The 13,141-nt window shown below is 74.2% G+C and carries 11 protein-coding genes; 3 read left to right on the top strand and 8 right to left on the bottom strand.

Annotated elements, in window-relative coordinates:
• Positions 1 to 9 precede the first annotated feature (9 nt).
• Genes ACZ6NZ_RS20030 through ACZ6NZ_RS20020 form a run of 3 tightly spaced genes read right to left on the bottom strand, consistent with a single transcriptional unit; the run spans position 10 to position 3,681 of the window.
• A complete protein-coding gene (locus ACZ6NZ_RS20030) occupies positions 10 to 2,094 on the bottom strand; it encodes a sulfatase-like hydrolase/transferase (RefSeq protein WP_465859500.1) in 2,085 nt (694 codons plus the stop codon).
• The gene (locus ACZ6NZ_RS20025) at positions 2,087 to 3,514 is read right to left on the bottom strand and encodes a class I SAM-dependent methyltransferase (protein ID WP_465859499.1); all 1,428 of its coding nucleotides are present in this window, start codon (positions 3,512 to 3,514) and stop codon (positions 2,087 to 2,089) included. The genes ACZ6NZ_RS20030 and ACZ6NZ_RS20025 overlap by 8 nt, the downstream gene beginning before the upstream one ends.
• A 17-nt stretch (positions 3,515 to 3,531) precedes the next feature.
• On the bottom strand, positions 3,532 to 3,681 hold the full coding sequence (locus tag ACZ6NZ_RS20020) for a hypothetical protein (RefSeq protein WP_165947858.1): 150 nt from the start codon (positions 3,679 to 3,681) through the stop codon (positions 3,532 to 3,534).
• Between the two features lie 200 nt (positions 3,682 to 3,881).
• Between ACZ6NZ_RS20020 and ACZ6NZ_RS20015 the strand changes: the two genes are divergently transcribed.
• Entirely contained in the window at positions 3,882 to 4,727 is an 846-nt protein-coding gene (locus ACZ6NZ_RS20015) for an arginase family protein (RefSeq protein WP_465860103.1), read from the top strand.
• Between the two features lie 104 nt (positions 4,728 to 4,831).
• On the opposite strand, the gene ACZ6NZ_RS20010 is transcribed toward ACZ6NZ_RS20015, so the two are convergent.
• The 5 genes from ACZ6NZ_RS20010 to ACZ6NZ_RS19990 all read right to left on the bottom strand — a co-directional run bounded on the left by ACZ6NZ_RS20010 (position 4,832) and on the right by ACZ6NZ_RS19990 (position 10,988).
• The gene (locus ACZ6NZ_RS20010; protein ID WP_366611318.1) at positions 4,832 to 6,139 is read right to left on the bottom strand and encodes a bifunctional glycosyltransferase family 2/GtrA family protein; all 1,308 of its coding nucleotides are present in this window, start codon (positions 6,137 to 6,139) and stop codon (positions 4,832 to 4,834) included.
• A gap of 2 nt (positions 6,140 to 6,141) precedes the next feature.
• Positions 6,142 to 8,376 carry an ArnT family glycosyltransferase gene (locus ACZ6NZ_RS20005; RefSeq protein ID WP_465859498.1) on the bottom strand — a complete coding sequence of 745 codons (2,235 nt, stop codon included), beginning with the start codon at positions 8,374 to 8,376 and terminating at the stop codon, positions 6,142 to 6,144.
• 44 nt (positions 8,377 to 8,420) lie between these two features.
• Positions 8,421 to 9,920, bottom strand: a complete 1,500-nt coding sequence (locus ACZ6NZ_RS20000; RefSeq protein ID WP_465859497.1) for a sensor histidine kinase — start codon at positions 9,918 to 9,920, stop codon at positions 8,421 to 8,423.
• The gene (locus ACZ6NZ_RS19995; RefSeq protein WP_465860102.1) at positions 9,898 to 10,638 is read right to left on the bottom strand and encodes a response regulator transcription factor; all 741 of its coding nucleotides are present in this window, start codon (positions 10,636 to 10,638) and stop codon (positions 9,898 to 9,900) included. Before ACZ6NZ_RS19995 ends, ACZ6NZ_RS20000 begins: the two co-directional genes overlap by 23 nt.
• A gap of 119 nt (positions 10,639 to 10,757) precedes the next feature.
• Positions 10,758 to 10,988 (bottom strand): hypothetical protein, encoded by a 231-nt coding sequence (locus ACZ6NZ_RS19990; protein ID WP_091408172.1) that lies wholly within the window; start codon positions 10,986 to 10,988, stop codon positions 10,758 to 10,760.
• A gap of 201 nt (positions 10,989 to 11,189) precedes the next feature.
• Between ACZ6NZ_RS19990 and ACZ6NZ_RS19985 the strand changes: the two genes are divergently transcribed.
• A complete protein-coding gene (locus tag ACZ6NZ_RS19985; RefSeq protein ID WP_465859496.1) occupies positions 11,190 to 12,137 on the top strand; it encodes a serine/threonine-protein kinase in 948 nt (315 codons plus the stop codon).
• A gap of 220 nt (positions 12,138 to 12,357) precedes the next feature.
• Positions 12,358 to 12,783, top strand: a complete 426-nt coding sequence (locus ACZ6NZ_RS19980) for an OsmC family protein (RefSeq protein ID WP_124819422.1) — start codon at positions 12,358 to 12,360, stop codon at positions 12,781 to 12,783.
• Positions 12,784 to 13,141: the final 358 nt, after the last annotated feature.

Here is a 13,141-nt window from a genome sequence, read left to right as displayed (position 1 = left end):
GAAGCCAGGTCAGGAGAGGGTGAGGCGTCGCAGCGTACCGTCCGTCGCGACCTGGAAGACGTCGAGCCGGTTGGTGCCGGCGTGGAACAGCGTGTCGTCGGCGAGCAGCGCGGCGAACCGGCGTCCGCCGGGGTCGGCCGGCACCACCGGGACGACGGCCCCGATGCGGCCGTTGACGGCGACGGCGAGGAGGGTGCCGTCCGGGATCCGGTCCGGGACGTCGCCCCAGACCAGTGCCGGAAGGGTGCCGGTGTCCGGGTCGGTGGCGGTGAACGCCGCGAGGTCGGCGACCCGGGCGCTGCCGGCGGCGGGGGCGGCGCGTACCTCGGTGCCGACCAGGGGGTGGGGTGTCGGCAGGGGTGGTGGGGCAGGCACGCCACCGGGAAAGGTGACCGGCTCGCCGGGGCGGTCGTAGAAGTGTTTCGTGCCGTCGGTGCGGGGGGCCTGCCGGGCGGAGCGCCCGTCGACCCGCCAGGGCAGCCGGATGCCGGCCTCGTCGGCCACGGTCGGCAGCAGGTCGACGTGTTCCCAGTTGCGGTCGTCCACCCGGCCGCTCTGTTGCCGGGGTTCCTTGACGAACGTCGGCACCCAGGCGACCTCGCCGGCGGCGGCCTTGATGGCGTCCATGCCGCGGCCCTGCGCGCCGGGGCGGAAGCTGACCCCGTGGTCGGCGGTCACCACGACGAGGGCCTGGTCGTAGAGGCCGTTGGCGCGCAGCGTCCGCACCGTCTCGCCGATCAGCCGGTCGGTGTAGCCGAGCTGGGCGAGGTGCCGCGCCCGGGCCAGGTCGACCCAGCCGGCGCCGTCGTTGGGCAGGTCCTCGGGGGCGTCGTAGCGCGCCCCGGACGGCAGGTACGCCCACGGTGAGTGCGGCATCAGCAGGTGCAGGAAGTGCAGGGTGGGCCGGGCGGTCGGCTTCAGCCCGGCCAGGAAGCTGGTGAACCGGGCCGGTTGGTTGTCGTCCAGGCTGTCCCAGCGGAACTTCGGGTCGGCCGGCACCGGTTCGGCGGCGTCCAGGCCGGCCTCGGCGCGTGTCTGCTCGCGGTAGGAGTCCTCCGGGTCGACGGCGCTGTCGGTGGGCCCGGCGACCCGGCCGAGCAGCTTGCCGGTCTCCCGGACCAGCACGCCGAGCCCCTGCTCCGGGGTTACCGGCTGCTCGCAGCGGCTGGGTGGGCAGAGCCGGGTGATGCTCTCCTCGGCGCGGATGTCGTACAGGCCGCCGAAGGCGGTGAAGATGTTGTCCGGGTACTGCGAGTAGTGCGGGGCGACCGGCTTGGCCGGGTAGCGGCCGGTGAGCATCGCCGGCAGGGCGTTGGGCGTCCACCCGCTGACCCCTGTCGAGTTGCGGTACCAGGTGGAGCCGCCGGCCAGCTCGGCGAAGTGCGGGTACCGCCCGGCGTCGATCTTCCCGTCCGCGCCGAGCAGGCTGACCAGTGGCAGCTCGTCGAGGATCAGCATGACCACCGGCGGGTGCACGGCCGAGCCCTGCGCGGTGCCGGCCGCGCCGCCGTCGCCGCGCGGCAGGACGACCGCCGAGGTGGGTGAGGCGAGCAGGAACAGCGCCACGAAGGCCACCGGGCCTGCGGCGGCCAGTCGCAACACCCGGCCCGGCGCCCGCCACCGCCGGTGCGCGGCCGCGCCGGCGGCTCCGACCAGCACGGCAACCAGCAGCAGCGGTACGCCCCGAAGCGGCGTGACGTGTCGGCCCACCTGCACGGCGAGGGCGGCGACCAGCAGCCCGACCAGCCCGGTGTGGGTGACGGCGCGGGCGGTCCGGCCGGCCAGTCGGCTCAGCGCGCCGAGCAGCGCCACCGCGGCCGTGGGGAGCACCGTCACCAGGGTGAGCAGCAGCAGGATCTGGGCCGGGTCGGCGCGGTGGAAGAGGAAGAAGTCGGGGCTGCGGCCGAGCACGTCCAGCAGCGGTTGGGTGACCACGAGACCGACCAGCGCGGCGATCTCCAGCACCCGTGCCAGCTCCCCGCGCCAGCCCCGTACCTCCTGCCGCGACAGCACGCCCGACGAGCCGGCCGGGGCCGGACCGGCCGCGCCGGCCGGGGCCGGTCCGGGCTGGTCGGCGGCGACCGGTTCAGCCACCGATCACCGTTCGGTAGAGCGTGCGGGTGCCCGAGGGCAGTTCCAGCCGGTCGGTGATCCGTCCCCGGGCGGCCAGCAGCGCCTCGAAGGTGTCGCGTCGGTAGTCCGGGAAGAGACCGGCGGGCTTGTTGGCCAGCAGCCGGGTCGCCATCGGGTCCTCCGGGTGGACGAACTCCACCACCACCGCGCCGCCCGGCGCGGTCAGCCCGGCCAGCCAGTCGATGACCTCCGGCAGCGGCACGTTGCGCCCGATCGCCAGGTGGTGCACCACGGCCAGGGCGAGCACCACGTCGGCGGACGCCCGCTCGGCGAAGCCGGCCCGCTCGACGCCCCGCCAGCCGCCACCGGGCGAGGGGTCGGCCAGATCCAGCACCAGCGGCAGGATGCGGCGCTGCCCCTCGGAGCGCAGCTGTCGGTACAACTCGTCGACGACGGTGGGGTCCTGCTCGACGGCGACCACGTAGTCGGCGTGCCCGGCCGCCAGCCGGGAGTACCGGCCGTCGTTGGCGCCGAGGTCGAGCACCAGCCGGGGGCGGGCGCCGGCGGCCACCGCCACGGCCACGAACTGCTCCTTCGCCACCCGGTCGCGAGCCGAGTAGCCGCAGGTGCGTTGGTAGTCCGACCAGTGGCTCTCGGGCGGGCGGCGGTCCAGCTTGCGGACCAGTTTCTCGATGCCGCGGACGGTGGCGAGCAGCAACTCCCGGGAGAAGCCGGCGGCCCGCAGTTGGTCGCGTACCTCGGTGGTGCTGGCGGCGGCGTTGCGTTGCTGCATGGCCCCGTGCAGGTGCAGGTGGGTCAGCACGCCGGGGCGCAGCCGGCGGGTCCCGGTGAACAGCGGTCGCAGCTCGTCGGCCTCGATGCCGTCGACCCGGGCGCGCAGCCACGGTTGGAAGTCGACGCCCAGGTGGGCGGTGAGCAGCAGCGGGTAGAGCACGGTCTGGCAGAACTGCCGGTAGCCGGCCCACGGTTCGCCGTCGCGCACCGGTTCGAAGGAGCCGATGTCGATGAAGACCGGCTCTGCGCCGCGCCACTGGAGGTTGTAGGCCGAGCCGTCCTTGGTGGTGAAACCCTCGCCGAGCGCGGCGGTCAGGATCTCCAGGTGCAGCAGGGCGGCGTCGCGCAGCATGCTGAACGACCACTCGTACGGGTGGGAGACGAACGGGATGCGCTCGTGGCGCAGCACCGCCGCCCACGGTGCGCCAGCGGCCGGCACCAGGGTGGGCGGTGCGTCCTCGGTGGCGCAGACCTTGCGCGCGGCGACGAGCGCCGGAAAGAACGTGCTGCCGGTCAGTGCCCGCCAGTGCTCGGCGGCCTGGGGGTCCAGCCCGCGCAGCACCTCGTCGCCGACGTGGAAGACCCGGTTGGCGGGGTCGCGGAAGGAGGCCGGCTCGGGCCGTACCTCGGTGGGTGAGATCGCCATCGTCGGGGCTGGTCCGCTCAGCGCTGGTCGGTGGGTTGCCGGCGGAACCGGTCGACCAGTCGTCGCCAGTAGAGTTTCGCGGCGACCGCGGCGCCCGCCACCCCACCGACGACCGCCTGCACGATCAGGCTGCCGGACCCCGCGTCCAGGTAGGCCAGATGTTCCACCGATCGCTCCTTGCCCTCGCCGCCTCGACACCGGCGTCCAGGGCGTACACCGATGAGGCTTTTGACCCAGAAAGCCGGACTTGTCCCTCACCGTACGCCGCTGGTCGTCGCCGTCGCCGGCACATCGGCGTACTCCCAGCCGCACCACAGAATGCGGCCGGGACGGCCGCCCGCGCCGGTACGCTGCGGACGTGCCCTGGATGATCGTGGACGCGCCGCTGGACTCCTCCGGAGGCGGGCGCGGCGAGGAGCGGGCCCCGACCGCGCTGCGCCGCGCCGGCCTGCGCGAGGCCCTGGCCGCCGACGACGACGGGCAGATCGACGAGGCGCGGTTGCGCGACCCGAACCGCGACCCGGTCAGCGGGGTGATCGGCGCGGCGGGCCTGGTCCGGGCCGGCGGCGCCATCGCCGCGCGGATCGGCGCGCTGGTCGCGGACGGCCACCGACCACTGGTGCTCGGCGGCGACTGCGCGATCCTGCCCGGCATCTGCCGGGCCCTACCCCCGGCGACCGACCTGTGGTTCGTCGACGCCCACCCGGACTTCCTCGACGGCACGACCTCACCGACCGGTGAGGCCGCCGACATGGACCTCTCGGTGGTCACCGGGTACGGCCCCGCCGCCGTCGGCCCCGGCGGCGTCCTGATCGAGCCCGGCCGCGTCCACCTGCTCGGACACCGCCCCGCCACCGACGAGAGCAGCCGGGTCGAGGCGGCCCGGATCGACCCGGCGATCCACCAGATCAACGCCGCCGAGCTGCTGCGCCGGGGCGCGGCGACGGTCGGCGCGAGCCTGGCCGCCGACGGCGACGGACCTGCCTGGCTGCACCTCGACCTGGACGTGGTGGACCCGCGCGACCTGCCCGCGGTGACCTACCCCGAACCGGACGGCCCGCGCTGGGCGGATCTGATCGCGTTGGTCACGCCGCTGGCCCGCGCCGACCGGCTGCTCGGGATGAGCGTGACCGACCTGAACGTCGACGAGGACCCCGACGGGCGGCACACCCGACGCGTCGTCGAGGTCCTCACCGAGATGCTGGTCGGCTGACCCCGCCCCGCCCCGCCCCGCCGATCTTGCACTTCCGGTGGTCATAGCGCGCCTTTTGCGCACTCTTGTCAGGACAGGAAGTGCAAGATCGACGAGGGGTGGGGCTAGCGGTGGTGCATGCCGAGGCGCAGCAGCACGAACCGCAACACTGTGGCGGCCAGGTTCGCGGCCACCAGCACGGCCAGCTCCACCGACCGGCCCGGCACGGCCGAGACGGCATGGAGTACTGCCAACGCGCCGCTGGTCAACGCCAGGCCGAGGGCGAAGGCCAGCAACCCCTGCGCGTGATGCCGGGCGGCGTGGCGGCGTCCACTGATGCCGAACGTCAGCCGCCGGTTCGCGGCCGTGTTCGCCACCGCGGTCACCAACAATGCCAACAGGTTCGCCGGCTGCGCGCCGAGCAGGCCCCGAATGGCCACAAACAGCAGCAGGTACGCGAGCGTGCTCGCCACACCGACCGCCGCGAACCGGACCAGCTGCCGGGGCAACCCGACCGGCAGCTGCCCCGGCAGCGCCGAGCCGGGCTCGGTCCCCGACCTGGTCAGCGGCGTTCCGCCCGCCTGCACACGGAGCCCGGTCAACGGCGTCTCGCCCGATTGCGCTCGCCGCCCGGTCAACGGCTCCCGGCCGAGTTGCGCGCGCAGGTCGGCCAGAGGCAGCGTCCCGGTCAGCAGCGCCCGGCCCAGCCGACCCACGCCGCGCAGGTCGGCCAGGGCGGTGGCGACGATGTCCACGCGGCTGTCCGGGTCGTCGATCCAGTCCACCGGCACCTCGTGGATGCGCAGCCCCGCCCGCTGGGCCAGCACCAGCAGCTCCGTGTCGAAGAACCAGCCGGTGTCGCGCACCACCGGCAGCAGTTCCATGGCCACGTCGGCCCGGATCGCCTTGAACCCGCACTGCGCGTCGGAGAACCGCGCCGCCAACGCACCGCGCAGCAGCAGGTTGTAGGCCCGGGAGATCACCTCCCGTTTGGTGCCACGCACCACCCGGGAGGTACGCGCCAGCCGGGTGCCGATCGCCAGGTCGGAGTGGCCGGAGATGAGCGGCGCGACAAGGGGTAACAGCGCCGCCAGGTCGGTGGAGAGGTCCACGTCCATGTACGCCAGCACCGGCGCTGACGACGCCGACCAGGCGGCCGACAGCGCTCGCCCCCGCCCCTTGGCATCCAGGTGCAGCACCTCGACGCCGGGCAGTTCAGCGGCCAGGCCGTCGGCCACCTTGAGGGTGTCGTCGACGCTGGCGTTGTCGGCGACGGTGATCTGGAACGGGTACGGGAAGTGTGCGCTCAGGTGGGCGTGCAGTCGTCGTACGCACGGCCCGAGGTCGACCTCCTCGTTGTGCACCGGGATGACCACGTCCAGCACGGCGGCGGTGGGTCGTGCCTGGATGGCGGGCCGTGGTCCGCCCAGCATCGTCACGACGCCCCCGCAGGGGCGCTGAGGTCGTAGAGGGTGACCCCGTCGACGGTCTGCGCCGTGAACGTCTCCGCGACCCAGGCGGCGATCTCCTGGGAGGCCGCGCTGCCGCCGTTGGCCCGGAAGCCACCGCCACCGACGAAGTAGTGGACCTTCCCGTCGGCCACGTAGCGCTGGAACTGCGCCAGCGTCGGTGACGGGTCACTGCCGTTGAACCCGCCGATCGCCATCACCGGGTCACCGGTGGCGAGCTGGTAACCGGACGCGTTGTTCGAGCCGATGGTCGCGGCCACCCACGTGTAGTCCGCGCTGTCGCGCTCCAGCAGCTCGCGCAGTGCGGCGCTCGGCTCACGGGCGTCGAGCAGCCCGCCCATGCCCCCACCGGCCGAACGCCCCTGCCCGCCGGTGGCGCCGGGGCCCTGACCGCCCGGGAAGCCGGGTGCGCCGTTACGACCACCGCTCGGGAAGGCGGGCCCCTGACCGCCATTGCGGCCGCCGTTCTGCCCGCCACCGTTCTGGCCGCCACCGTTCTGGCCGCCGCCGGGGAACTGGCCGCCGCCCGGGAAGCCGCCCGGGAACTGGCCGCCGCCAGGGAGTTGGCCGCCGGCCGGCAGTTCCATGCCGCCGGGCGGTCGCCCGCCGGGGAAGCCGCCCCGGCCGAATCCGCCCGCCACGAACGGGCCGGCGCTCGGGATCGACCCGGTGTGCGGGGTCGCGGCGGTCTGCACCGCGTACGCCACCGGGCCGGCGAGGGCCGCCGCCGCGCCCAGGCCCAGCACCACCGGCACCAACCGGCGGGGCAGTCGGGTGACGAGCAGGAGCAGCACTGCGCCGACCAGGCCGGCGACGAGCACAGTCGTCCGCAGCCACGGGCACCAGTCGGGGCTGCGCCCGAGCAGCACCCACGCCCACCAGACGGTGACCGCGAGGGTGCCGGCGAGGGTCGCCGTGGCGGCCAGCGGACTCCACCGCTGCCAGCGCGTGCCGCCAGCGTCGCCGGGCGCGGGCCGCAGTCGGCGGTGCCGCCAGAGCAGCGTCACACCGATGCCGACGAGCGCGCCGATCGCCGGTGCGAGCGCCACCGTGTAGTAGGCGTGGAAGATCCCGGACATGAAGCTGAAGATCAGGCCGGTGACCAGCAGCCAACCGCCCCAGAGCAGCAGCCCGGCCCGGGTGCGGTCGGTGCGGGCCGCCCGCCCGGCCAGCAGCAGACCGGCGACCAGCAGGATCAGCGCGGCCGGCAACAGCCAGGAGACCTGACCGCCGATCTCGCCACCGAACATCCGCAGCACGCCGTTCTGCCCGGAGAACGGGCCACCTCCGCCGCCCGGCCGGGGGCCACCACCGCCGACGCTGCCGACCTCCTCGCCGGTGATCCGGCCGAGTCCGTTGTAGCCGAGGGTCAACTCCAGGATGCTGTTGCCCTGCGAGCCGCCGATGTACGGGCGGGCACTCGCCGGCACCACCTCGACGAGCGCCACCCACCAGCCGGCGGAGACCACCACCGCCAGCCCCGCCAGCAGCAACTGCCGGACCCGCCGCCACCGGCCGGTCGGCGCGGCCAGCAGGTAGACGCCGGCGAAGACCGGCACCACGAGGAACGCCTGCAACATCTTGGTGAGGAAGCCGAAGCCGACGAGCACACCGACCAGCACGATCCACCGGGTGCTTGCCGTCTCCAGCGCGCGCACGGTGGCGTACGCCCCGGCGACCAGCAGCAGGACCAGCAGCGCGTCGGGGTTGTTGAACCGGAACATCAGCGTCGCCACCGGGGTGACCGCGAGGACCGCGCCGGCGATCAGAGCGGCGGCCGGCCCGTACCAGCGCTTCACCGTCGCGTGGAGCACGCCCACCGAGGCGACCCCGCAGATCGCCTGCGGTACGAGCATCGCCCAGCTGTTCAGCCCGAAGATCCGTACGGACAGGGCCATCAGCCACAGCGACGCGGGTGTCTTGTCGACGGTGATGGAGTTGGCGGCGTCCGACGAGCCGTAGAGGAACGCCTTCCAGCTCACCGAGCCGGCCTGCACGGCCGCCGCGTAGAACGAGTTCGCCCAGCCCGACGCGCCCAGCCCCCACAGGTAGAGCAGACCGGTGGCCAGCAGCAGGATCACCAGCGCGGGCTGGGCCCAGGCCGGCGGGCGGCGCGTCTGCGGCGAGTCCTCGTCGGGGCGGGCGTCCGTCGGCGGCTCGGGTGCGGCGGGCGCCGTCGGCAGGGTCTTTGTTCTGTCCATGCGGCCAGCCTCGGGGGCCAGGCTGGCGCGACCCCGTGCGCAGACTATGCGTCAGCTGTGGGATTCGGCAGCCGGACGGTGAACACCGTCCGACCGGGACGGCTCTGCACCGTGACCGCGCCGTGGTGGGCTTCCACCACCGCCGCGACGATCGCCAGGCCGAGGCCGGTGCTGCCGTGCGCGCGGGACCGGGAGCTGTCGCCCCGGGCGAACCGCTCGAACATCTCCGGTTGCAGCTGCGCCGGCACGCCCGGCCCGTCGTCGGCGACGGTGAGCACGGCACTGGCGGCGTCGACGGCAAGGGTGGTGGTGACAGTGCTGCCGGGCGGGGTGTGCACGCGGGCGTTGCTGAGCAGGTTCGCCACCACCTGGTGCAGCCGGGCCTCGTCGCCGGGCACCCGGATCGCCACCTCGGGCAGGTCGAGCTGCCAGCGGTGTTCGGGGCCGGCGACGTGCGCGTCACTGACCGCGTTCACCAGCAGAGCGGTCAGGTCCACCGGTTCGACAGCGAGCGGCCGGCCGGTGTCGAGGCGGGCCAGCAGCAGCAGATCGTCGACGAGGCTGGTCATCCGGGTGCTCTCCGACTCCACCCGGCGCAGCGCGTGCGCCACGTCGGGGGGAACCTCGTCGCGGCCACGGCGGGCCACCTCGGCGTAGCCACGGATCGCCGCGAGCGGCGTCCGCAGCTCGTGGCTGGCGTCGGCGACGAACTGGCGTACCCGGGTCTCGCTGGCCTGCCGGGCGGAGAGCGCGTCGGCGACGTGGCCCAGCATCCGGTTCAGCGCCGCCCCGACCTGGCCGACCTCGGTGCGGCTGTCGGTGTCGGCGGCCGGGACCCGGACGGCGAGCGCCACCTCCCCACGGTCCAGGGGCAGTTCGGTGACGCGGGTGGCGGTGGCGGCCACCCGGTGCAGCGGTCGCAGGGTCGCCCGCACGATCAACGCGCCCGCCACGCCGGCCAGCAGCAGCCCGACCGCGGCCACCCCGGCCTGCGCGGCGACAAGCGCCCAGATGGTCTCCTGGACACCGGAGAGGGGGATCGCGACGACGCGTACCCGGCCTTCCCAGTACCGGCGGGCCACGGCCCGGTAGTCACCGCGATCGCCGAGGTCGACGGTGCGCGGTCTGGCGTCGACCGGCAGGTCGGCCAGGACGGCGACCTCCCCCACCTGGACGGGCTGCGGGTCGGGAAACTCGTCGGAGACGCTCCTGGTCAGGGTCCGGGCGCTGGTCACGCGACCGTCGGTGATCTCGGCGACCACAGTGCCGGACGGCAGCCCGGGTGGGATGCCCGGTCCGTCACCGGGGAAGGCCGGCCGCCCCGGACGGTCGCCCCGCATGGCCGTCGCGGGGGCCAGCTGGGCGTCGAGCCGGTCGATCAGGAAATGCCGCAGCGCCACGGTGGTCAGGCCCCCGATCGCGACGCTCACCAACGCGAGAAGCGCGAGCAGGGCAAACACCAGTCGGGTACGCAGGGAGCGCCCGGCCAGCCACCCACGGGCGGCGCGCAGCCGGCGGCGCCTACTCGGCGGGTCTGAGGACATAACCCGCGCCGCGCAGCGTGTGGATCATCGGTGCCCGGCCGGCGTCGATCTTCTTACGCAGGTACGAGATGTAGAGCTCCACCACGTTGGCCTGGCCGCCGAAGTCGTAGTTCCACACCCGGTCGAGGATCTGCGCCTTGCTCAGCACCCGGCGCGGATTGCGCATCAGGTACCGCAGCAGCTCGAACTCGGTCGCGGTGAGGGTGACCAGCTGACCGGCCCGGCGGACCTCGTGGCTGTCCTCGTCGAGGCTGAGGTCACCGACGGTCAGCACCGCCTCCTCCTGCGCGGCGATCGCCAGCCCGGAGCGGCGCAGCAGCGCGCGCAGTCGGGCGATCACCTCCTCCAGGCTGAACGGTTTGGTCACGTAGTCGTCGCCGCCCACGGTCAACCCGGCGATACGTTCCTCGACCGCGTCGCGGGCGGTCAGGAAGAGCACCGGCACGGAGGGGGCGTGCTCGCGCAGCCGGCGCAGCACCTGGAAGCCGTCCAGGTCGGGCAGCATCACGTCGAGCACCACGGCATCCGGCTGGAACTGTCGGGCGGTGCTCAACGCCGCCATGCCGTTGCCGGCGGTGCGGACCTGCCAGCCCTCGTAGCGCAGGGCCATCGACAGCAGGTCGGTGAGCGTGGGTTCGTCGTCGACCACCAGAACCCGGACGGGTTCCCCGTCGGGGCGACGCAGCTCGATCCGGCTCGGCGCGGCCTGCCCGTTCATGACCATGGGCCCCATGGTGGCCGCCACGCCTGTGCCGCGCCCCTGCGGAAGCTGTGCGCGAGCTGTGCGGGCGGGCCGACGCGACGCCGGCGACACCACCGGTCAGCCCCGCCTCGTGGTCACTCGGACACCCCGTACGCGTCGGTGCGCACGAACCGCATGCTCCAGCCGCCGGCCTCGTCGGGCCGGTCGCGTTCGTAGAGGTGGTCGGGGCCGGGCTGCACCGGCCCGGTGCCGTCCGGGTGGCGCATGATCCAACGCTGGGGTGGGGCGCCGTCCGACCCGGCCGGCAGCAGCCGAACCAGGCCGTCCGCGGGCCCGCCGACGAAGCGTACGGTGACCTCGCTCATCGCGGCGCCCCCTTGGGTGACCGTTCCGGCACACTCGGTGACGCCGGCTCTGGCTCGCAAGCTACCGCACCCACCGCTTCGGCGCAGCGAGGTGTGCGGGGCCCGCGTGCCCCGAACGGGCCTCGGTTTGCCCAGTTCGGGGGGCGGGTACCGCGATCGGAGCAACCCGGCCGTCGGCGGGGCGAGGACGAGGAGCGGTCGATGCGGATGCTGGACGAGCGGTACCGGCTCGAACAGCGCATCGGAGTGGGCGGGATGTCCGAGGTGTGGCGCGCCTACGACCAGGTGCTGGACCGGCCGGTCGCGGTGAAGCTCATCTCCCCCGGCCGCGACGATCGGGACGGCCCGGTGGACCGGATCCGGGCGGAGGCCCGGTCGGCGGCCCGGCTGGAACACCCCAACGTGGCGAGCGTGCACGACTTCGGCACCTCCACGACGTGGCCGGGCCGACCGGTGCCCTACATCGTCATGGAGCTGGCCGAGGGTGAGACACTCGCCGTGCACCTGCGCGCCGGGCCGCTGGACTGGCAGATCGCGGTGCGGGTCTGCGCGGAGGTCGCCGCCGCGCTGGCCGCCGCGCACGCCGAGGGCATCGTGCACCGGGACGTCAAACCCGCCAACGTCATCCTCACCCCGGCCGGGGTGAAGGTGCTCGACTTCGGCATCGCCATCGCCGCCGGAGAGGCCGACCCGATGCCGACCGGCATGGTGCTCGGCACCCCGGCGTACCTGGCGCCCGAGCAGCTGGACGAGGCGCCCGCCACCCCCGCCGCCGACATGTACGCCCTCGGCGTGCTCCTCTACTACAGCCTGACGGCCCGCCTGCCCTACCGCGCTACCACCTCCAGCGAGTTGCTCGTCGCCCGCCGGTGTCAGCCCCCAGAGCCGCTGCCCGACATTCCGGGGCTCCCACCGGAGGTCGCCGAGCTGTGCCACTCCTGCCTCGCCGACGACCCCGAGCAGCGTCCGACCAGCCTGGTCGCCGCGCTGCTGCTGGCCGAGGCCGTGGACGCCCGGGTGTACGTGCCGATGACGATCCCGACGACCCGCCGGCCGGCCTCGACGTCGCCGTGGACCGAACGGGCCGCCGCGGAGGCCACCGAGGCGGTGGCGCTGGTGGACGAGCCGAACCTGCCCGCCGGGCGCTGACGGCGCGACCCCGCGGCATCTCGCCGGGCGGGGCCCTGCGGCGTCTCGCCGGCCGCAGCCCCGCGGCGTCTCGCCGGGCGCGGCCCCGCGGCGTCTCGCCGGGCGCGGCCCCGCGGCGTCTCGCCGGGCGCGGCCCCGCGGCGTCTCGCCGGCCGCGGCCCTGCGGCGTTTCGCCGGGCGGCGAAGGGGTAGCCGGCTGGTGAGCGACGGGAGAAACGCGATGCCGGATCAGAGTTCCTGGCTGCGTGAGGCCACAGCGACCGCCGAGGGCGGTCACGTACGCACCGACGATGGCGGGCTCTCCACCGCGCTGGCCTCACCGCTGGCGCCGCACTGCACCGGGCTGACCCCGGAACAGTTGCTGGCCGCGGCCTTCGCCTCCTGCCTGCACCACGCGGCGGTGGAGGTGGCCGGGGAGATCACCGACGAGGCCCACACCGTGCAGGTCCGCGCGGAGGCGAAGCTGGGGCGGGACAACGACGGCCGGTACCGGGCCGATGTCCACGCGGAGATCTCCTCGGCCGGGCTGAGCCGAGATCAGCTGGCCGACCTGGTCGAGTACGCCGACCGGCTCTGGCCGTTCTCCAGCAGCGACGCCAGTCGCCACCGCCTGACCGTCACCCCAGCCGAAAACGGCCGCCACTGACCCAGGCCCCAGCCACCCCGCACCCACACGCCCCACCGGGCGCGGCACGGACGGCCTCAGTGCCACCCGTGGCACTGACGGCCTCGGTGCCACCCACCGGGCGCCGACCTAGCGCCCTCGCACGCCCCACCGCGCCGACCTTGCACACGCGCCCCATCGCGCCGATCTTGCACACGCGCCCCATCGCGCCCCGTCACGCCCCATCGCGCCGATCTTGCACTTTCGGTCGCCGGAATGAGGGATATGCCCCTTATGCCGCGACAGAAACTGCAAGACGCTTCTATGTACGTGGTGATCGGTTCGGCTGGTTGCCGCTAGGTTCGGCGTCGATGATTGCTTGGGTGGCTCATTGCCGATC

Source organism: Micromonospora sp. NPDC047756 (assembly GCF_055587245.1).
The sequence above is the reverse complement of the archived record's forward strand: the minus strand, read 5'-3'. Positions and strand labels throughout refer to the sequence as shown.